The sequence below is a fragment of the uncultured Veillonella sp. genome (assembly GCF_938010505.1).
GTDB lineage: Bacteria > Bacillota > Negativicutes > Veillonellales > Veillonellaceae > Veillonella.
Window position 1 is genome coordinate 1 of record NZ_CALLVP010000153.1, and the last position, 21,948, is coordinate 21,948.

The 21,948-nt window shown below is 38.1% G+C and carries 21 protein-coding genes and 3 tRNA genes; 1 reads left to right on the top strand and 23 read right to left on the bottom strand.

The genetic code is table 11. From position 1 onward, the window contains the following. Positions 1–107 precede the first annotated feature (107 nt). The 13 genes from Q0507_RS09415 to Q0507_RS09475 form a co-directional block, all read right to left on the bottom strand. Complete coding sequence (locus tag Q0507_RS09415) at positions 108–575, bottom strand: ATPase (protein WP_298715397.1); 468 nt, start codon at positions 573–575, stop codon at positions 108–110. 11 nt (positions 576–586) lie between these two features. Then, positions 587–1,078 (bottom strand): pantetheine-phosphate adenylyltransferase, encoded by a 492-nt coding sequence (coaD, locus tag Q0507_RS09420; protein WP_298715399.1) that lies wholly within the window; start codon positions 1,076–1,078, stop codon positions 587–589. Between the two features lie 4 nt (positions 1,079–1,082). Then, positions 1,083–1,634 (bottom strand): 16S rRNA (guanine(966)-N(2))-methyltransferase RsmD, encoded by a 552-nt coding sequence (rsmD, locus tag Q0507_RS09425; RefSeq protein ID WP_298715401.1) that lies wholly within the window; start codon positions 1,632–1,634, stop codon positions 1,083–1,085. 67 nt (positions 1,635–1,701) lie between these two features. Further along, complete coding sequence (locus tag Q0507_RS09430) at positions 1,702–2,700, bottom strand: NAD(P)H-dependent glycerol-3-phosphate dehydrogenase (RefSeq protein ID WP_298715403.1); 999 nt, start codon at positions 2,698–2,700, stop codon at positions 1,702–1,704. 3 nt (positions 2,701–2,703) lie between these two features. Beyond that, complete coding sequence (plsY, locus tag Q0507_RS09435; protein WP_298715462.1) at positions 2,704–3,300, bottom strand: glycerol-3-phosphate 1-O-acyltransferase PlsY; 597 nt, start codon at positions 3,298–3,300, stop codon at positions 2,704–2,706. After that, entirely contained in the window at positions 3,300–4,634 is a 1,335-nt protein-coding gene (gene der / locus Q0507_RS09440) for a ribosome biogenesis GTPase Der (RefSeq protein WP_298715405.1), read from the bottom strand. The genes plsY and der overlap by 1 nt, the downstream gene beginning before the upstream one ends. 113 nt (positions 4,635–4,747) lie before the next feature. Beyond that, positions 4,748–6,646 carry a bifunctional 4-hydroxy-3-methylbut-2-enyl diphosphate reductase/30S ribosomal protein S1 gene (locus tag Q0507_RS09445; protein ID WP_298715407.1) on the bottom strand — a complete coding sequence of 633 codons (1,899 nt, stop codon included), beginning with the start codon at positions 6,644–6,646 and terminating at the stop codon, positions 4,748–4,750. Further along, the gene (locus Q0507_RS09450) at positions 6,637–7,257 is read right to left on the bottom strand and encodes a 1-acyl-sn-glycerol-3-phosphate acyltransferase (protein WP_298715409.1); all 621 of its coding nucleotides are present in this window, start codon (positions 7,255–7,257) and stop codon (positions 6,637–6,639) included. The genes Q0507_RS09445 and Q0507_RS09450 overlap by 10 nt, the downstream gene beginning before the upstream one ends. Further along, a complete protein-coding gene (gene cmk / locus Q0507_RS09455; RefSeq protein WP_298715411.1) occupies positions 7,250–7,933 on the bottom strand; it encodes a (d)CMP kinase in 684 nt (227 codons plus the stop codon). Before cmk ends, Q0507_RS09450 begins: the two co-directional genes overlap by 8 nt. Before the next feature lie 8 nt (positions 7,934–7,941). Then, positions 7,942–9,189 (bottom strand): NAD(P)/FAD-dependent oxidoreductase, encoded by a 1,248-nt coding sequence (locus Q0507_RS09460; protein WP_298715413.1) that lies wholly within the window; start codon positions 9,187–9,189, stop codon positions 7,942–7,944. Next, on the bottom strand, positions 9,186–9,914 hold the full coding sequence (locus Q0507_RS09465) for a pseudouridine synthase (RefSeq protein ID WP_298715415.1): 729 nt from the start codon (positions 9,912–9,914) through the stop codon (positions 9,186–9,188). The genes Q0507_RS09460 and Q0507_RS09465 overlap by 4 nt, the downstream gene beginning before the upstream one ends. A 1-nt stretch (position 9,915) precedes the next feature. Next, positions 9,916–10,425: an SMC-Scp complex subunit ScpB gene (gene scpB / locus Q0507_RS09470; protein WP_298715417.1), complete on the bottom strand. Its 510-nt coding sequence runs from the start codon at positions 10,423–10,425 to the stop codon at positions 9,916–9,918. A gap of 12 nt (positions 10,426–10,437) precedes the next feature. After that, complete coding sequence (locus Q0507_RS09475) at positions 10,438–11,163, bottom strand: ScpA family protein (protein WP_298715418.1); 726 nt, start codon at positions 11,161–11,163, stop codon at positions 10,438–10,440. A 169-nt stretch (positions 11,164–11,332) separates the two neighbouring features. Here Q0507_RS09475 and Q0507_RS09480 point away from each other — a divergent pair, with 169 nt between their 5' ends. Next, positions 11,333–13,165: a phosphoethanolamine transferase gene (locus tag Q0507_RS09480; RefSeq protein WP_298715420.1), complete on the top strand. Its 1,833-nt coding sequence runs from the start codon at positions 11,333–11,335 to the stop codon at positions 13,163–13,165. A gap of 96 nt (positions 13,166–13,261) precedes the next feature. Here the strand turns inward: Q0507_RS09480 and Q0507_RS09485 are convergent, their stop codons facing one another. The 10 genes from Q0507_RS09485 to Q0507_RS09530 form a co-directional block, all read right to left on the bottom strand. Beyond that, complete coding sequence (locus Q0507_RS09485) at positions 13,262–13,717, bottom strand: DUF523 domain-containing protein (RefSeq protein ID WP_298715422.1); 456 nt, start codon at positions 13,715–13,717, stop codon at positions 13,262–13,264. 158 nt (positions 13,718–13,875) lie between these two features. Continuing rightward, a tRNA-Leu gene (locus Q0507_RS09490) sits at positions 13,876–13,964 on the bottom strand. Between the two features lie 14 nt (positions 13,965–13,978). After that, a tRNA-Cys gene (locus Q0507_RS09495) sits at positions 13,979–14,053 on the bottom strand. Positions 14,054–14,062: 9 nt separating this feature from the next. After that, positions 14,063–14,137: transfer RNA gene (locus Q0507_RS09500), tRNA-Gly, on the bottom strand. Positions 14,138–14,337: 200 nt separating this feature from the next. Continuing rightward, positions 14,338–15,456 (bottom strand): nicotinate-nucleotide--dimethylbenzimidazole phosphoribosyltransferase, encoded by a 1,119-nt coding sequence (locus Q0507_RS09505; protein WP_298715424.1) that lies wholly within the window; start codon positions 15,454–15,456, stop codon positions 14,338–14,340. Beyond that, positions 15,453–16,490 carry a nicotinate-nucleotide--dimethylbenzimidazole phosphoribosyltransferase gene (locus tag Q0507_RS09510; RefSeq protein ID WP_298715426.1) on the bottom strand — a complete coding sequence of 346 codons (1,038 nt, stop codon included), beginning with the start codon at positions 16,488–16,490 and terminating at the stop codon, positions 15,453–15,455. The genes Q0507_RS09505 and Q0507_RS09510 overlap by 4 nt, the downstream gene beginning before the upstream one ends. 123 nt (positions 16,491–16,613) lie before the next feature. Beyond that, positions 16,614–17,501, bottom strand: coding sequence for a prephenate dehydrogenase/arogenate dehydrogenase family protein (locus Q0507_RS09515; RefSeq protein WP_298715428.1), 888 nt, complete (start codon positions 17,499–17,501; stop codon positions 16,614–16,616). A 107-nt stretch (positions 17,502–17,608) separates the two neighbouring features. After that, entirely contained in the window at positions 17,609–18,955 is a 1,347-nt protein-coding gene (locus tag Q0507_RS09520; RefSeq protein WP_298715430.1) for an MATE family efflux transporter, read from the bottom strand. A 207-nt stretch (positions 18,956–19,162) separates the two neighbouring features. Continuing rightward, positions 19,163–20,035 (bottom strand): 2-oxoacid:ferredoxin oxidoreductase subunit beta, encoded by an 873-nt coding sequence (locus Q0507_RS09525; protein WP_298715432.1) that lies wholly within the window; start codon positions 20,033–20,035, stop codon positions 19,163–19,165. Position 20,036: 1 nt separating this feature from the next. Beyond that, positions 20,037–21,788 carry a 2-oxoacid:acceptor oxidoreductase subunit alpha gene (locus Q0507_RS09530; RefSeq protein ID WP_298715434.1) on the bottom strand — a complete coding sequence of 584 codons (1,752 nt, stop codon included), beginning with the start codon at positions 21,786–21,788 and terminating at the stop codon, positions 20,037–20,039. Positions 21,789–21,948 lie beyond the last annotated feature (160 nt).

Consider the following 21,948-nt stretch of genomic DNA (forward strand, 5'->3'; position numbering starts at 1 on the left):
TTTTACTGACCCCCAGTTTAACTGGGGGTTTAGTCATGCCTATTCGGCGTACAATGAAAAAAAGGCTAGATATCATATGATATCTAGCCTTTAGCTTTTGCTTTATATTATTGGTTTTCTTCCGTACGTTGTTCAGTTTGTTTCAAACTTTCACGATTTTGACGCAAGCTTTCCAATGTTTTTTCCAAGTTGTTTTCAACATATTTAAGAACATCACCAGCATATTGAATAGAGCTGGATTTCAACTCATCAGAAGATTGGTTTGCCGCATTAATAATTTGATTAGCTTGTTCTTGCGCTTGTTTTACAAGTTCACTTTCAGCTGTTAATTTAGCGATATAATCTTTAGCTTGATCGATTAAAGTTTCAGCTTGACGTTGGGCATCAGCTAATACTTTATCTTTATCCGCTACGATACGACGAGACTCTTCAAGTTCCAATGGCAAGGACTCTTGAATAGAATCGATAATACGCATAATTTCGTCTTCCTCAACCATACGTTTTGTAGTCATAGGAATACGGCTGCTAGATTCGATAAGAACCTCTAAATCTTCTAATAATTTTTCTGTTTTCATACAATTCACCCCTATTTATTATGGACCGTATTAAAGCGTTCTTCAAGTTTTTCCTTAACATCATCCGGAACAAGACCATCTAGCTTTCCACCAAATCTAGCTAGTTCACGAATACCCGTGGAGCTGACAAAAGAGTATTTGTTATTTGTCATAATAAATACCGTTTCAATGTCATCATCCAAATATTTTGCAAACAATGCACGCTGAAATTCATATTCAAAGTCACTCAAAGCACGTAATCCTCGAATGATAATAGTAGCATTCTTGGATTTAACATATTGGTTGAGCAAACCGCCTGTACAATCAATTTCAACATTAGGAATATGTTTGACCGAATTTCGAATCATCTCAACCCGTTCTTCCATAGTAAATAAGGAATTTTTATTCGGATTTGAGCTAACAGCAATAATTAATTTATCAACTAATCGGCTGCCCCGTTCAAAAATATCAACATGTCCATTTGTAACTGGGTCAAAACTACCCGGACATACACCTATACGCACAGGTTTAGCTCCTTTCAGCTATGTTTACAAAATAGGAAACCATCGTATAACCAAATTTCTGTTCTTTTATACATTCCCATGATTTTGGTAAGGTAAATACCTCATCCTTATGATGTTCTAACAATAAAACACCGTCAGGCTTTAATAAATTATAGGTTGTAACCAAATCTATGGTATCTTGTATAAATCCATTTTCATATGGCGGATCAGAAAATATATAATCGAACTGTCGTCCCACTATATAATTTTTTAATTGTGAAAGTTTCCTCGGAATAATTTCCAACCGATCATCCACACGACAATGTTTAGCATTCTCTAAAATTAATCTTCCCGTTTTAAAGTCTACCGCAACTGCATGTGCTGCACCGCGACTTAAGGCTTCAATTGCTACAGCACCGGTTCCAGAAAATATATCTAATACATCCGTACCAAATATGCCTCTGTTGGCTAATACATTAAACACACTTTCACGAACACGATCAAGTGTAGGCCTAGTATCTACCCCTTTAGGTGCTTTTATAGCATGTCCCTTAGCAGTTCCGCCAATAATTCGCATACAACCCTCACAAGATTATACTCATTAATTATAGTATATAAATAACCAAATTAAAAGTATCTTTTATTTATGATACTTCAATTTTAATGTCTCGTCCCATCAACTCAGCTAAGGCCAAGGCAGGAGATTTTTCTTCGTATAAAACCTCATACAAAGCCTTGGTTATAGGCATTTCAATTTGATATTCACAAGCCATTTTATAAATTATATCTGTGGCAAAAAATCCTTCCACCACCATATTTGTATGATTAATAATATAATCCATCGTCTTACCGGCTGCTAGTTTTTGCCCAGCCGCACGGTTACGACCATGAGGACTCATACAGGTAGCAATCAAATCTCCCATACCGGCAAGACCAGCATAAGTTTCTTTTTGGGCGCCTAAGGCTACGCCAAAACGCGTCATCTCATGAAGACCACGTGTCAATAATAAAGCCTTACAATTATCACCTAAGGCTAGACCATCTACAATACCTGCTGCAAGAGCAATAATATTTTTGGTAGCACCAGCTAGCTCAACACCAATGATATCTGTATTTGCGTAAATTCTAAAGTTTTTACTACATAATGCTTTTTGCAATGTTGTAGCCACTTCTAGATTCTCTGTACTCAACACAGAAGCAGCAGGCAAATTACGACCAATCTCTTCAGCATGATTTGGCCCAGATAAAACAGCTAAATTACATCCCACAGAGCCAAGAACTTCTTTCATAACAGTCGTTAAAAGTTTACCACTTGTTCGTTCTACACCTTTTGAACATAGAATATAGGATTGATTTATATGAGCATAAGGTTTAATAGACTCTAAACTAGTTCGTACATGTACAGAAGGAGTAACCATCAAAACCACTTCTGCCTTCGTAATGCAATCCTTTAAATCGGAACTATATTGTAATTCTTTTGGAAGTTTTACACCAGGTAAATAGTCTTTATTCTCTAAGTCTTTTGCAAGTTGATCTGCAAATTCTGGGCGACGACAATATACAGTTGTAGTATTTCCCGCTAAAACGGATTTAATAGCAAGGGCCGTCCCCCAACTACCAGAGCCGATAACAACAACATTCATTCTTTAATCCTTTTTAATACGCTCTACTTTTAACTCATTTCCAGCAAGTAGACGTTTAATATTATCCCAGTGACGTACAATGACAAATAAAGCTGCTAATCCACCAAAGCCAACAAACCAGAAGGATTCTCCCGTAAAAAACATCAGTATTGGTACTAACGCTGCAGCAATGATAGAGCCTAAAGATACAAGTTTAGTAAAGTATACGATGACTCCCCAAACAAGAAAACAAATCAATGCTACTAATGGTGAAAGTGCAATAAGTACACCTAAACCCGTAGCAACACCACGACCACCTTTAAAGCCCAGAAAAACAGACCAGTTATGCCCCATCATTCCAAGAATACCGCCTAAAATCATAAACATTGGACCATAATTTGATAGCAATAAAACTCCGGCAGCACCTTTTAAGGCATCACACAAAAATACGGGCAAAGCAGCTTTAAGACCTATAACACGATATGTATTTGTAGCACCTATATTTTTAGATCCGTATTCGCGTACATCAATATTGAAAAAAATCTTACCGATAATTAAGCCACTAGGTATAGATCCTATAAGATATGCTAACACAGCATATACAATAAACATTACATTTATCATTCCTCATCATCCCGTTTTTTACCGCGTAATACTAAACGTATCGGTGTTCCTTCAAAGCCAAAGGATTCACGCAATCGATTCTCTAAGAAACGCATATAAGAGAAGTGAATTAGCTCTGGTTCATTTACAAATAAAATAAATGTAGGCGGCTTAACACTAGCTTGCGTCATATAATAAATTTTTGGAATTCTACCATTGCGAGATGGCACAGGATTTACAGTTTGTGCATCTTGTAATAATTGGTTTAATGTCCCCGTAGATACACGGCGATATTGTTGTTCAGATACAAACTTCAACATATCAGCTAAACGATGAATACGTTGCTTAGTTAAAGCTGAAGCAAATAAGATTGGTGCAAACTGTAAGAAACCTAATTCATCATAAATATCTTCAGTAAATCGCAATGTTGTTTTGTCATCTTTTTCAACAAGATCCCATTTATTAACAACAATGACTACGCCTTTACCCGCTTCGTAAGCATAACCTGCAATTTTTTTATCTTGTTCTGTAACTCCATCTTGAGCATCTAGTACAAGAACTACAATATCAGAACGGTCTACGGAGCGCAAAGAACGAACAATGCTATATCGTTCAACGGCTTCTTCGATTTTAGACTTACGACGCATTCCCGCCGTATCAATAAGTACAAATTTTTGGCCCTCATGAGTCCAATAGGTATCAATGGAGTCTCGAGTAGTACCTGCTACATCAGATACTATTACACGATTTTGACCTAATAATGCATTAGTCAAAGAAGATTTACCTACATTTGGACGACCAATAACGGCAACATGAATAGTATCTTCATCATCTACATTAGTGCCAACTGGTGGAAAATGTTTAACAGTATCATCCAGCAAATCACCTAAATTCATGAGATTTTTAGCGGAAATGCCAATGGGGTCCCCCAAACCAAGATTGTAGAATTCATAAATATTCGGCTCTTGATTTACACTATCAATCTTATTAACTACGAGTACAACAGGTTTTCCACTAGCTCTAAGAATATTGGCAACCTCTTCATCAGCAGGTACAATACCTTGTTTACCATCGACGACAAATAAAATTACATCCGCTTCTTCAATAGCTAATTCAGCTTGTAATCGCATCATCTTAGGAATAACATGACTATTTTCAGTAATGAACTCGATACCACCTGTATCGATCATTGTAAACTCACGATTTAACCACTCTGCATCGAAGTAAATACGGTCCCTTGTTACCCCCGGAATATCTTCAACGATAGAGATACGTTTATTAACAATGGCATTAAAAAGTGTAGATTTACCAACATTTGGACGGCCTACAACAGCCACTAATGGTTTTGCCATAGTTTCACCTCATTATCTAATCTAATACATTACTATATTTTATCATATTCTAAGTAAAGTACGCAAAAAGGCTAACCAAGGAAACCTTGGCTAGCCTTATATTAGACAATGAATTATTCAGCGTCTTCTGCAGTTTCTTTTGATTCCATCAATTCAGTCAAAGCCAAACCCAATTTCTTTTCATCTTTGTTAAGAGAAATGATTTTAACTTCAACTTCTTGACCACGGTTCAAGTAATCTTCAACTTTCGCATTACGTTGTTTTGTAATTTGGGAAATGTGAAGTAAACCTTGGATGTCGTCATTAACAGCTACAAATGCACCGTAAGCTACTAAACGAACAACTTTGCCGTTGATAACATCGCCAACATGCAATGTTTCTTCAGCAACGTCCCATGGGCTCTTAGATAAAGCTTTCAAGGACAAGGATAATTTATTGCTTTCAGCGTCGAAAGATTGTAATTTAACTTCGATTTCTTGACCAACGGAAAGAACATCTTCCACTTTTTTAATTTTTTGCCAAGAAATATCGGAAATGTGAAGTAAACCTTCAATACCGCCGATATCTACGAATGCACCATAAGGCATGATTTTACGAACGATACCTTTATAGTTTTCACCAACGTTGATGTTTTTCAATGCTTCAGCTAATTTAGCTTGACGTTCCACTTCTAATACTGCACGACGGGAAAGAACCAAACGGTTTTTCTTTTCATCGATTTCAAGTACTTTAGCTTCAAATTCTGTACCAACCAAGTTGTCCAAAGATTTCACAAAATGAACATCACCTTGGGACAATGGAATGAAACCACGAAGGGATTTAACTGTTACTACTAAACCTGCTGGGATAGCATCAATACCTTTACATACGATAGCTTCATCTTTTTCTTGTGCTTCGATAACATATTGCCAATCTTCATCTTTAGCCAAGCGAGTCATGGAAAGATAAATAGGATTATCTTCTTTGATGTGATTCATGATAACTGCTTTAATTTCATCACCATTTTTTAACACATCTTTGGCAGATTCTGGTGCTGGATAAGAAATTTCAGTTCTGTTCAAAATGGCTTCAGTTTTGTAGCCAAAAGATACATAAGCTCGTTCATCTTCAACTTGAACTACTGTACCTTCTACAACGTTCCCTTTCTTAAATTCTTCTTGACCTTCGGCTGCTAATAATTCTGCAAAATCTTTCATTGTCTCAATGACCTCCTTAATAATCCAGTCGGGAGTCGATGCTCCTGCTGTTACTCCTACCGTCTGTACTCGGTTAAACCATTCCAGTTGTAATTCAGTAGAAGTTTCAATGTGATACGTTGTACATCCAACGTCACGACAAACCTCTGCCAATCGGTTCGTATTGCCGCTGTTCTTACCACCTATCACTATCATAAGATCTACATTACGTGCTAAATCAACGGCAGAATTCTGTCGTTCTTGCGTTGCATTGCATATCGTTTTGAAAACCTTAAGATTCTTAGATTTTTTCTCTAATATGTCTATTATACTGTTAAATTTGAATTGTGAAAAGGTTGTTTGCACAACAACACCCATTTTTTCCACAATTTGTAGTTTTTCAGCGGAATCTTCATCTTCAATGATTATTCCTTCGTTATTCGCCCATAAATTGATACTTTTGACCTCAGGATGGTTTTTTTCCCCTAAAATCACCAAAGTCATACCTTCTTCAATGACAGACTTTGCATCTTGTTGTGCTTTTTTTACATATGGACATGTAGCATCCACAATATGTAAGCCCTTTTCTTCTGCCTCTTCGTAAATAGCGGGACCTACACCATGAGAGCGAATAATCATAGTCCCTTCTGCGATATCAGACACTTCTTGAACAGGGCTTACCCCTTTATCTTCAAGACGTCCTACAACCTGAGGATTGTGAATAATAGGCCCTAATGTATAGCTTTTACCATCGCTATTTGCAGCTTCATTTGCCATTTCGACAGCCCGTTTTACACCATAGCAAAAGCCATGATTTTCAGCCAAAATTATTTCCATAAAGTCTCCTCTATACGATTTTCATGATAAGAATCTATCATTTTTTGAATCTCATTTTTAACACGATCATTTACTTCTTGGATTGCTTCTGGTGTCGCCTTAGCTTTTTCAACTGGAATCGGTTTACCAATGATACAAGCAACTTTATCGCGTTCCATATTATAAGAACCAATGATAGCAACAGGCACTATGCTAACCCCTGTTCTAAGTGCAATTGATGCTGCACCATCATGAAATTTACCAAGTTTGCCATTTTTTTGGCGGTTGCCTTCTGCAAAAATTCCTAAAACCTTATTGTCCTTAAGTAGCCCCATTGCATGACGAATAGCAACCTTATCAATAGCTCCACGATTTAAAGGAAACGCGCCAAGCCATGTACAAATAAACCGAGATATAGGATTCACAAATAATTCTTGTTTAGCCATAAAATGTACATGCCTAGGTAATGCATAACCACAAATAGGTGGATCATTATTACTTAAATGATTAGGAACAACGATAACAGGTCCTTCCATTGGGAAATTATCGCGACCATATACTTTCAACCCATACCCTACCTTATAGCGAAGCCAAAAGGCTGTACGCCATAACCAGGTAGAAAATTTATTCATGATTGATTGTCTCCTGTACTAAATTCAATATATATGCCACAGTTTCATCGAAAGTCATATCGCTAGAGTCTACAACTACTGCATCGTCAACACATATAAGTGGAGATTCTTCACGATTTTTATCCATTTCATCGCGACTTTCTACGTTCTTTTTAATTTCTTCTAATGTTTGCTCGTTTGGTGTACCTTGTACTTCAAGCCATCTACGTTTTGCCCGCGCATCAACAGAAGCAGTTAAATAGATTTTTAACTCTGCATCTGGTAATACAACGGATCCTATGTCTCGACCATCTAATATAACGCCCCCAACAGCAGCCATCGCCTGTTGACGTTCTACCAAATATTGTCGAACCCCTTTATATGACGCTATAGTCGATACATTATCATTAATTTGTTGTTGGCGAATTAATGATGTTACATCTTTATCTTTAACATAGACTTTATATGCTGTTGCAGTAGGTTCTAAAGTCAAATTCAAAGATGGTAATAAAGCTTCTACAGCAGCTTGATCTTTAACATCGATTTGACTATTAAGAACTGCCCATGTAACACCACGATACATGGCACCTGTATCAATATATAAATACCCTAATTCATTGGCCACTACTTTAGAAATACTACTTTTACCAGCCCCTGCAGGACCATCAATAGCAATGGCAATTTTTTTAGTGCTCATAATAACCTCTATTCTTCATCACCGTGTACGGCATGCATAGCCGCCACATAGCCTGTGGAAAAGGCAGCTTGTAAATTATATCCTCCTGTAAAAGCATCAATGTCTAGTACTTCGCCAGCACCATATAAACCGCCAATCAATTTAGACTCCATAGTTTTAGGATTAAATTCTTTTAAGGAAATACCACCAGCTGTTACAATAGCCTCCGCTACTGGTCGTAACTCCTTAACTGTTAATGTCATATGTTGCAACACATGACATAAGCGCAAACGCTCTTCCTTTGTAATTTGATTAATTGGTTTAGTAGAATCTAGCTCAGCAAGCTTTATAACAATTGGAATAAGATTCACCGGCAATAAATCCTTCATACCATTAGCCAATTGTTTTTTTGAATATAAATCAAAGTCCTTTTGCAAGCGCTTATTCAATACTTCTGCAGCCAAGGCAGGCTTAAGATTAATTTCAATAGTAATTTGAGGATTCTTCTTCCGAAGCAACTTACCTACCGTGTGACTTAACGATAGAATTGTAGGCCCCGTAAGACCAAAATGGGTAAACATCATCTCCCCAAATTGTTTAGCTTGCACCTTATTTTTAGAAACTACAGAAACCTCAACATTGCGAAGACTAAGCCCCATAATTTCCTTTACCCACGTTTCGTTTGTAACGATAGGTACCAAAGATGGACGAATATCAGTAATAGTATGTCCCACTTTTTCGGCTAAAGTATAACCATCACCAGTAGAACCGGTCAATGGATAGGATGCGCCACCAGTACAAATGATAGCAGCATCACAAGCATATTGTTCTTTATCAGTTGTAACACCGACTACACGATTATCCTTTACAGTAATCGATGTAACAGGTTCATTTAAATGAACTTGGACACTATACTTTTTGAGGATATTCATAAAGGTATTGCGTACTTCTAATGCAGAATCGGATTCAGGAAACACTCGTCCCCCACGTTCTACTTTAGTTTTTAACCCCCAGCTGTGCAATAAGTTCAGAAGATCTTCATTGCTAAAGCGTTCATAGGCACCGTATAAGAACTTACCATTACCAGGAGTGTTTTTAATAAATTGAGCCATATCTGCACTATTCGTAATATTACAGCGACCTTTACCGGTAATGCCCATTTTCTTACCAACCATATTCATTTTTTCTAATAAGATGACGCGTGCCCCTTCTCGGCCTGCTATAACAGCAGCCATTAATCCTGCTGCACCACCGCCAATGACTATGATTTGTTTCATGCCTTATCTGACCCCAATACTTTTAGCGCTTTTACTTCACGAATTGTTAGTTGACGAGAAGCACCGCGTTTTACACCACCTAAAGTAAGACCAGCATAAGCAATGCGTTTTAAGTTATGAATACGATATCCAAAATGTTCAAACATACGACGAACTTGACGATTACGGCCTTCATGAATGGTAATTTCCACTTCGTGTACCCCATTATGAACATCAAAGCCTAAATCTACAATTGTTGCAGGCGCAGTCATACCATCTTCGAGCTCTACACCATTTGCAATACTTTGTAAATCTTCATCGCGAACACGGCCTTTGATACGAACTTCATAAGTCTTTTCCACACCTTTAGATGGATGTGTTAAGTTCTGTGCTAACTCACCATCATTAGTAAGTAATAATAAACCTTCTGTATATAAGTCGAGACGTCCAATAGGATAAATGCGTTTAGACTCGTTTTTAATATAATCCAAAACAGTTTCTCGACCTTGAGGGTCAGATACAGATGTAATGACACCCTTTGGCTTATTTAACAAATAATATACAGGCTTCTCTTGAGCCAATAATTGACCATTAACCTTAACCTTATCTTTTTGTGGGTTAATTTTGAACCCTAGTTCGGTTACCTTACGGCCATTGACCTGTACTTTACCTTCAGTAATTAGTTCTTCTGCCTTACGTCGTGATGCAACACCACAACTGGCAATATATTTCTGTAATCGTTCCATGTTATCCTTCTGTTTCCGAAACTTCTTGATGTAAGGCTTCAATAGATTCTACACCAGCACTTCTCAAAAACTCATCAGTTGTGCCATATAAAATCGGTCTGCCAACAGTATCCTTATGACCTAATTCAGCTATAAGAGATTTTGTCAATAATTGTTTTATAATTTTATCGCTATTTACACCGCGAACCTCTTCGATTTCAGCCTTTGTAATAGGCTGCTTATATGCGATAACAGCTAATGTTTCCATGGCCGCATTAGATAGTTTATCTTCTTTTTTACGAATATGACCAACATAATCAGCACATGCAACAGCACTGACTAATTCAACACCGGCTCCTGATATACGTAATCGAATACCTCTATTTTGTTCTTCTAGTTCACGTTGTAATTCTTCTATATATTTTTGTGTTTCCTCTGTGGAAAGCCCAAACACCTCTTCTAGCATATCTATCGATATAGGCTTTGCTGCTGAAAACAAAACGGCTTCTAAATGCATCATTGGTAAGCTCATATAGCCCCCTTTCTACACGGCCCCATCCAAGGTAGCAGTGAATATAATATCATCATCTTCATAACGCATTTCCATAACTTGTTGTTTTAATAATTCTAAAACAGCCATAAAGATGGTTACCATACCACTTTTTGTTTCAATTGCTACTAATAACTCTCTAAAATATAAACTTTCACCACGATGTATACGACTAGACAAGGATAGAATCATATCCTCTAAACTATATGTATCCTTTTCAACCTTTACCTCACGAATTGTTTCCTCTTCTGGTAACTCTTTAGCTCGTTTTAAGGTTTGATAAAAAATTTGGTATAACTGTGAAAGTTCTAAATTATATACATTATCTAATCCAAGTACGCTCGTCTCTTCTGGCCGACTAAATATATTTGCAGATACAGCTGTACGCTCTATTAACAAAGATGTAAAATCTTTGATTTTCTTAAACTCTACTAATTTTGCAACTAACTCATCACGTGGATCCTCAGCTTCATCTGGCTCAGGTTCAGCCTTAGGTAACAGCATACGAGATTTAATTTGTAATAAGGTCGATGCCATTACAAGAAACTCACTACTATAATGAATATCAAAATGGTTCCAATTATCTAGATATTCCAAGTATTGACTCGTTATTTCAACGATAGGAATATCGGTGATTTCTATTTTATGTTTTTCAATGAGATGCAAGAGCAAATCAAGGGGACCTTCAAAAACGTCCAACTTGTAATTATAATCTCCCATAAACCCCAATCCTCAGAAAAAATGTACTTTAACTATATAATTATAAAGCATTTATAGTAGTACTTTCAAATAATTGTTTTTTTTACACTCATCTGCTATCTTTATTATTGTAATTATTATATATTATAAAAGATATGTTATTGTGTATTCCTTTTAGAAAGGATTTATTATGTCATCGAGTGTGAAGCAAATTGGGCAAAATCCCATTTTTCGCTTTGGTATTATAGGTATTGTTTTATATATCGTTTTATTTTTAATTTATGAGCCCATAACTTTAGGACTTGATGTAGAAGATATTACGATTTTAGCAGTACCAACAATTGTAGGTACCTTTTTATTTCAATATTTTATGGGGTGTACCGTTTTCCACAGGCCTTTTTTAGGGTATGGCCTAGTTGGAATCTTATGGGCACTTACCTTTCCACTTTTATTCCACTGGTCTTATGTAAAGCCTCTATATTTCTATGAGTTTGCTAATGATTTTTTATTTGGCTTATTGATTTTCATGGGATTATCAGGCATTCAGTTTTTACTGAACCAAACAAACCGCTTCCATAAAACAACGTCCTTAATCATGGCTATTATTTCCATGATTTTAAGCTTAATACCATTCTTACAAATCGGCTATTACATGACTACCTGGCATTGCTTAACTCCAGCCAGTCTGCTCGCCGTATATATGACCAATCCAGAAGAAGCATTTGGTTTCTTAAAAAATGCAGCCGGAATTCCTGGTCTTATTGCAGTAAGTATTGGTCTTATCTTATGGACTTATTTATTATACTGGTCTAACTTAGGAATGAGAGCAGTAGTAAACTTAAATACTACTCGTCCTATGCGCTCAGCTATGCTCATCGCATCCCTTGTAGCATTTCTAGTATATGTACCATTCTTCTTGTTCCCTCAAACCTGTATTGTGGCGAACTGGATTGCTGCAGGCGATTATGTAAAACAAATGCAACAATATAATGATAATCACCACTTAGTATTTGATTCCTTTAATTTAGACACAAAAGAAACAGCGGCGAACAAAACACCTGGTACTATTATTCTAGTCATCGGTGAATCTAGTTCTCGAGATTATATGAAAGTATATAATCCAAGTTTTCCATATGATGACACTCCATGGCAAGGCAATATGCGTGCCGACAATAAAGACTTTGTCTTCTTTGATAATGCATATTCATCCTACGTACAAACAGTACCAACCTTGGAGCGCGCACTATCTGAACGAAATCAATACGATGATAGACCATTTCTTGACTCAGCTAACATCTTAGATGTGGCAAAAAAAGCTGGCTACACTACTTCTTGGTTTAGCAATCAAGGTGTATTCGGTGAATATGATACAGCTATCTCATTAATGGCTAAGACTGCTGACACAACAAAATGGGCCCATGAGTCTTATGCATTTTCAGATCGTTATGATGAAGCACTGTTGCCATTATTAGAAACTGTAGATCCTACCAAAAATAACTTTATCGTTATTCATATTATGGGTAGCCATATTTATTATAATGACCGTTACCCTCATGAATTCAGTAAATGGAAACAAGGTCCGTATCCTGATGGTCAAGAAGCTTATGCTAACAGCCAATTATATACAGATTGGTTATTACAACAAATTTACAACTATGGCAAAGACAAATTAAACTTACAAGCTATGGTGTATTTTTCTGATCACGGTGAAAGCTTAGATAAGTCTCATAACCCTGACACATTTGACTTTGTTATGACACATATTCCATTCTGGGTATACTTATCTCCACAATATCGCTCAACTTATCCACAGACTGCTGAGATACTTGCTAAACATGAGCATCAATTCTTTACAAATGATTTGCTATATGACACATTAGTGGGTCTTATGCATGCTCCAAGCCAGCGATATGATGTAACACGAGATTTTAGTAATACTCAATATCGATTTAATTTACATAACTTAACTACATTACTTGGTGAACAGCCATTGGCAAATGATCCTATTAATGCAGGTAAGTAGTCTTTTATTAGTATTGTAACTATTAATTTTTCTAATGTTAATTAGTTATTTTAATAGTAAAGCAACTTAATATAACAAAAAAGAGATGAGTTAAACTCATCTCTTTTTTTCTGCAAGTAAAAGTTCTATATCATCTTCTGTATAAATACTTAAATTCTTTTCCAACAATGCCTCGATAGTACATCCATGACCATCCGTCAAAGATCTACTAAAAGTCCCATCATAAATGCGCTTATATCCACAGCTGGGGCTTTTCGCCTTCATCAAAGCTTCCTTGCAACCATGTTTAAGCGCTATATCAACTGTTAATTGAGCCCCTTGCAGAAACTCATCCGTAACATCGGTTCCATTAGCAGTACATATACGATTACCTTGACGCTCCGCAGGATCACGAGGCGTGCTAAGTCCGCCCAATACTTCCGGACATACTGGTACTAATTCATAATATTCCTTTAGAACTTCTATCTTGTCGATATAATTGTCTTTGCCATCATATCGACAAGGTACACCACAAAGGCATTCACTAATCAATAATTTTGGTTTCTTGTTCATAAATTTATATACACCTATCTTAAATTAAATTATCGCAAAATATCAAAATCCAATATATACAATGCTGTATATATACAATCAAGATAAATACAAAAGTATATATTACTCCAATAAACTTTATATAAGAAAAAAAGACTAACCTAAAAGTTAGTCTTAATTGGTGCCGAGGACCGGAATCGAACCGGTACGGTTGTCTCCAACCGACGGATTTTAAGTCCGTTGCGTCTGCCTGTTCCGCCACCCCGGCATGGGTAACGATTGTGGAGGCGGCACCCAGAATCGAACTGGGGAATAAAGGTTTTGCAGACCTCTGCCTTACCGCTTGGCTATGCCGCCATATAAAATTGGAGCGGGAAACGAGATTCGAACTCGCGACCCCCGCCTTGGCAAGGCGGTGCTCTACCGCTGAGCTATTCCCGCATACAGAACCGATAATTACTATAACATAATTATCAATCTGTCGTCAAGGATGAATTAAGTCCGTCCTGACTGCCATATAATAATATCAATTTACACATATAGTGTCAATGGTTTTTCCATAAAATACTAGTAAATATTGGTTTAAAGACCATCGCCCACATAAGAAAAAGGGAGATGGTACAATCCCCCTTTAAAACGGGTTATTCTTTATCCTTTTGTCTACCTTTACCGGCTCCATCTTCGGCTACACTCACCTCTGCTTCAACGAAGGTTTTCATGTCATTTAGCATATGCATAGATGCATTGATAACAGATAGGCCCATGGTAGAACCTAAGGCTTCATCGATTAGCAGTTTATAGTCTAAATAAGGCTTTACCCCTAAGAAGCGACATTGTTCCTTATGTATAGGTTCATCATGTATAGGCTCATCATAGGCAGCCGATGGGAACACATAGTCCTTAACTAGCGGTTCAATGGTAACCGCCGCCAAAACAGCTGCACCAGTTACTATATTATCAAAGACTACAGCCATGCGATGGCTAGCAGCTCCTAAGATAAAGGCCGTTAAAAATGCAATATCTAAACCACCCGCTATGCGAAGCAAGTGCAATACCGCATCACGGCGCTCACTTTCACTAATAGCAGACCAATCATCAACAGCAATATTAAATCGATCTACAAAAGAATGAATATGAGCAGCACGTTCATCCACTGTAGGCCCCCATTCATTGTGTACGAGAATATCATTGTAGGCACAGCCTGTAATAGTAGCCGTCGTTACGAGAGAATCTAAGAAGGCTCTCTCCCCTACGTTACCAATCGCCACCACTTGTAGCCCATCTGCATGTAATTTATCTGCATAGGTAAAACCTAGCTCAAGAGCACGCTCTAATTCATCTCGAGAAATAACGGGTTCTACACCAAAAAAATGGGACCCTTTTCGAATCACCTGTTGCTCAATATTTGCTAAATCAGAAGTGTCTTGTTCTAGACCTACATTCACCACATGTACAACAGCATTTAATTTAGCTGCAGCCCCTTGTGTAGCTGTTCTTCCCTCATTAAAGCGTTTTATGGCAGCATAACTTTCACTACCATGTTGATCATTTTGCGGTCCATCTACCAAGTGATCAGCTGCCACAACGAGCACACCTTGACGCAAATGATTTGGTTTAGGGTCTCCTAAAATTCCTGCAAAACGCTCCGCTATGGTTTCTAACGTAGCCAGGCTATAGATGGGCTTTGTCAAATTATCAATACGGAATCGACATGTTTCCATTGCTTGTGTATCTAACGGCTCAATTTTGAAAGTTCTCATTTATTACCTCCTGTAATGGCCATATACATATGCACCGCAAGATCTAGCATCCCCATTTGTATCGAACTGCCAGAGGCTTCCCCCAAACAAAGCCCCAAGTCTACATACGCTTCTAAGCCTAGGTTTTCTAAGGAGGACTTCGCCGCCTTTTCTGCAGACAAATGAGATGCCATCACATAATCCATCGCATTTGGAGCCAATGTTTTAGCCACCAATGCACAAGCCGATGTATTAAATCCATCGATAATAACTAACCCATGATTTGCTGCAGCGCCTAAGATAACACCAACAATACAAGCAAATTCAAAACCGCCTACAGACGATAAAATACCAAGAGCATCATCCTTACTAATATCCTTATATTTTTCTAGCACATCATGAACGATCCGCTGTTTTAGTTTGAGTCGTTCATCGGAAATATTCGTTCCTCGTCCCGTCGCCTCTTCCGCTGTAAGTCCTGCAAACTTAGCAGTCATAAGGGCACTAGCTGTCGTATTTGATATGCCCATTTCACCTACCAAAAATACGTTAAAGCCTTCATCGATTTTTTCTTTTACTAGACGAATCCCTGTTTCGATGCCCTCCACGGCTTGTTCGCGTGTCATGGCGGGCTCTTCTACAAAGTTTTTTGTACCCATCCCCAGTTTATGACTTCGAAGACCTAGAACCCAACTCATATCCGCATCAATCCCCATGTCGATAACTTCCATTTGGGCCCCACAATAATTAGCTAGGGAGTTAGCACCCGCCCCTTTAGGGATTAGATAATTTTGTGTCATCCCAACAGTTGTTTCCTTGGGATACGCACTGACCCCCATATCAGCTACGCCATGATCCGCAGAAGCAATAATCATACATGGTTTTGGCACGGATACCTGTTCTTGATTCGTAGCCGCCCCATATTGAGCCACAACATCTACAAGACGACCATATAGTTCCACCGGCGATTCTGCATTCCAGCTATTAAATATATGTTGTTCAATCTTTAAGCTGCGACCTGTAATAGCGCCACAAGTTTCTTGTAACAAACTCATAAAAGCTCCCTTAACATAATATATTTACATACTCATATCGATATATAGTATACACGATTCTAGATATATGTCATGTTTTTTCAGTTACATTTACTCTCTTATAGGATACAAAAGTACGCCATTTTAATTATCCTTGATTTGACCAGTTAAATACGGTAACTTTCCTCGAATCTCTCGACTTCGTTCAAGATAGCTTTCTAATGCTTGTCCTTCATCATCTTGTGAAAGTATCGCTTTAACATGTTCAATTTCTGATTCAATTTGTGTAAGGCCTTCAATAACATTATGACGATTGCCATAGATAATTTCGCGCCACATAGATGGTAACCCACCTGCAACACGCGTACAATCACGGAACCCACCAGCAGATAATTTCATGCGTAATTCGCCCAATTCACCACCGCCAGAAACTTGTGTCACAATGGACGCCAACAAATGCGGCATATGACTAACCATCGCAAGATATGCATCATGGTCATAAATATCGACAAACTCAATACGAGACCCTAAGGCACGACCCATTTCAGCTAATTCTTGAGCAACTTCTTCACTATATACATCTGAGGCCTTATCCTCTAAAACGATCCAGCCCATGCCTTTAAAAAGGTTCTTATGAGATACTTCATAACCACCCTTTTCAGAGCCTGCCATAGGATGAACAGATACAAAAATCGTACCCTTAGGAATAGAGTCATATACGGCATGAACAAAATTTTCCTTAGCACTGGATACATCTGTTACGACTTGTCCTGGTCTAAATAGATGAGCCGTTTCAGTAAAAAGTCGTGCATTTGTATCAGGCGGCAAGGAGAATACAACGATATCAGAATGTTTAATCAATGGTTCAACTTCTGTCCATGCAGCTTTTACTACGCCATCTTGAATGGCCGCATCACAGACCTCTTGGCGACGTGCATAACCTACTACCTCATAATCGGTATATGCTTTTAAGGCCTTTGCCAAGGACCCACCTAATAGACCTAGTCCAATAATACCCACAGTCTTGCTCATATAAACCTACTTTCAAGTAAAACTAGCAATGTCTATTCTCTAATATAATGCTAGTTATATTACATTATTATTTAGCTAATTGTAAATCAAAATTAGAGAGAATGAAATTAAGCCTCGATAAGATGCTTGTTTCTCCATTTGCCGCTATACCAACGATATACAAACAATAAACCTCGCAAGATTTCATCAGCGGCCATGGCAATCCATATACCAACAAGGCCCCAGCCCCAGTAAATACCAAATAGATACGATAATGGCACGGCGCATAACCACATGCCAAAGATTCCCACTAGCATAGGCGTACGAATATCACCGGCAGCCTGCAAACAACCAACCATAACGATATTTACTGCACGTCCTAGCTCAAGAAAGATCTCAACCAGTAATACATTATGTGCTAACTCTAGGATTTCCGGATCTGAAGTAAACACAGATACAACAAAATCACTAGTCACATAGAAGAATGTAGCAAGGCCTACGCTAATAGCAATCGCTAAATACATGGACCTCCATACACGACTAGTAACCTCCTCTTGGCGCTTAGCGCCCATTAGGAAACCTACGATAACTTGTGAAGCATTGGATAGCGCTATGGTGTATACATAACAAAGCATGGCGATAACAGATACATAAACTTTAGTATTAATAACTGCTAAGCCTAACATGTTGACCATTTTCATGATCGTAGTTTGAGATAATTGATAGCTCAATGTTTCTCCACCAGAAGGAACACTGATATGCAATAAAGATTTAACAGTATGCCACGGAAATGGTTTTAAGAATGAAAAGCTAATTTTTAAGGTCAATAATTTCTTAAAAGTATAACCAATAATAATGAGGCCTACTACCTTAGATAGCCACGTAGAAATAGAAACACCTAATACCCCAAGACTTGGTATTGGACCATGTCCAAAGATTAATACATAGTTTGTTAGAATATGAATGATATTCATCACAAGGGCAATGTACATGGTAACGCGTGTTAATGAGTGACCCCTAAATACGGCTACTAACGCATAATACATCGCTTGTATCGGTAGCCCTGCAGCAACGATAGTAGTATATATCGACGTATCACTCATCGTTTCTGGTGGTATACCTAGCCATGTAAAGATCCATTTATGACAAATAATAAAGAATACTGCCGCTATAGATGAAAAGAGAAAATTCATCATTAAGCTGACCGTACATACCTCTGATAGCTTGGACTGGTTTCTCGCTCCTAAATATTGGGCAATCAAAATCGTCGTAGCTGTACTCATGACGATGATGAGCATAATAAAGATATTTAAAATTTGATTGGCATTAGCTACCGCTGCTACCGCTTGAGGCGAGTAGTGACTCATCATCAATTGGTCTATATTACCTACTAGCATCTGTAGGAACACTTCAATAAATATAGGCCAACTCAAAGTCCAGATAGATAGACTAATCCCCTTTTCGTATGCTTTCATAAAAACCTCTGCAATGAATACGATACAATTGCAATGAATATCATACAATGTCCTTATTATATCACGTTATATAACCACATGGGACAAATCGCAGAAATCAATCTACCAAATAGTTTTTCATAAAATAGTACATACAAAAAACGTGCCACCCGAAGGTGACACGTTTATTATGTAGATAAGCAAGTATCTATAGTGTTCTGCTAATGCTTATTTGAAGCCATTACAAAGGCTGTCGAATAATGCTTGGTCTGGTTTTACAACATCTTCAGTCAATGGACGAGGATGTGCACCACCATTAGCTGCTGCCAAGGATTTTTCGAAGGAAGGTTTAGTTTTATCTTGGTAAATAAGACCCGTAACCAAACCATCTGTATCACCCAAAGTTTTAAGTGCTGCTGCACGATCTGTTGGGTCATATCCTTCTGGCAATGCTACTAAGTGTTCTTTGAACCAGTCATAGCTATTGCGTTTGTTATATGTAACACATGGGCTAAATACGTTGATGAAGGAGAAGCCATCATGATCCATAGCTTGTTGAATCAAATCAACGAGCTCTTGACGGTTGACCATATAGCTTTGAGCTACGAATGTAGCACCTGCTGCAATCGCTGTTTCACAGACGGACAATGGAGACTCGAACGCACCATGAGGAGTTGTTTTTGTAACAAAACCGATGTCGGAACGAGGGGATGCTTGCCCTTTAGTCAAACCATATACATGGTTATCCATTACAATATATGTCATGTTTACATTACGTTTGAAAGCATGAATCGTGTGACCCATACCGATAGCAAACGCATCGCCGTCACCGGAGAATGCAATAACTTCTAAATCTTGGTTAGCAAGTTTAACGCCTTGAGCGTAAGGAAGCGCACGACCATGAGTTGTATGCGCACCATAAGCATAGAAATAACCACCGATACGGCTAGAACAACCGATACCGGAAATTACTGCTAATTTTTCTGGTGGAATATTTTTCGCTACCACAGCATCAGTAACCGCTGCTTGAACCCCATAATGGCCACAGCCTGGGCACCAGTTAGGACGAATATCGTTTCTGTAATCTTTAGCTGTTGCCATATTATAGGACCTCCTTAATTGCATTTTTCACATAACTTTTTGTGAATGGATTACCATCGTATTTCAAGCAGCTAGAAATCTTATGTTTCTTATGCATGTTGATTTTAAATAAATTAGTCAATTGACCAGTTTTATTATGCTCTACGATAACCACTTTTTTCGCAGCATCAAAGAATGGTTGTAATTGTTTTGCTGGGAATGGTTTAATCAAGCGCAATTGTAAGTGGTTAACCTTAACGCCTTCTTGATCGAATTCAGTAACTGCTTCTTCGATAGCACCACGGCTAGAAGCCATACCTACAACGAGTACATCTGCTTCGTCGTATTTAGCGTTGTTCAAGAATGGTTCATAGTTGTCAGCCACAGTTTCCAATTTGCGGAAACGTTTATCAGTTTGCGCTACGTGCATTGTAGGCGCTTCTGCTGGTTTACCTTCTTCATTATGCTCTAAGCCTGTGGAAAGGAATAGACCCTTTTTCATACCTGGAATTGTACGAGGGGAAATGCCATCTTCAGTCAATTCAAAGCGTTTGAAGTAGTTAGGTTGTACCAATTCAGGAAGTTCAGCTTCTTTCATCATTTTGCCGCGATTAATAGGTACGCGGTTCAAATCAAAGGAAGGAACGGATTGTTTATTCAAACCTTGTTGTAAGTCAGGCATAAAGATAACTGGACATTGATACATTTCTGCCAAGTTGAAAGCTTTTTGAATTTCATAGAAGCATTCTTCGATAGATGTTGGAGAAATTACGATACCAGAATAGTCGCCATGTGCATTGTAGCAAGCCGCATCAATATCGGATTGTTCAACTTTTGTAGCCATACCAGTGGATGGGCCAGAGCGTTGAACGTCGATAACAACCATTGGCAATTCAGCCATGGAAGCCATGGACAAGGATTCTGCCATCAAGGAAAGGCCTGGACCAGAAGTACATGTAAAGCCACGAACGCCTGCGTATACGCCGCCCATAGCTGTCATACATGCTGCGATTTCGTCTTCTGTTTGAACAACTGTAGCACCTAATTTATCCATGTTTTTAATCATGAATTCCATAACTTCGGATGCTGGTGTAATAGGATAAGATGCCATGAAACGGGAACCTGCTGCAATAGCACCAAGAGCACATGCTTCGTTACCTAATAAGAACATTTGATCTTTCTTACCAGGTGCTGGCAATGTATCGATTTCAACATCGCCCAATTTTTCCATTACAAGACCATGACCATCATCGAAAGCAGCCAAGTTTTTATCTATGATTTCTTGGGATTTCTTTGCGAATTGTTCAGCAATAGCATCTTTAAACATCTTAGTTTCAAAACCAAGAAGAGCTACAGACATACCAAGTGCTACGATGTTACGCATCAACATGGAGCCTTGTTTCATTGCTGTTTCAGAGATTGGCAAAGATAAGCAATTAATCTTTGTACCTTCGTATTTAGAGAAGTCAGGATTTACTTTGCTATCACAAATAATATAACCGCCATCGCGAACTTCGGAACCGTGCATATCAACAGTTTCTTGGTCAAGAGCTAGCAAGAAGTCTACCCCTTCACCGATAGACATAATTTGATTCAATGCTACGCGCAATGCGAATGTAGTATGACCACCTTTGATACGGGATGCAAATAAACGTTGGCTATACAAGGAATAGCCTTCTTTAGCAAGGATTGTGGCCATGATTTCGCCGCAACTCTCGATACCTTCACCTTGTTGGCCGCCCATTTTCCAGATAAAATCTTTACGTTTTTGCAAGAGATTCACCCTCCTTAGGATAAAAATTACACTGCTGACAAGAGTCTACCTTACTATTTTAATGTATGTATAGTACGAACCTGTCTTATATCGTCATTGTATCATGTATATTTTAGGTTTACAATGTATCATTTCACATAATAATAGGTATAAATTAAGG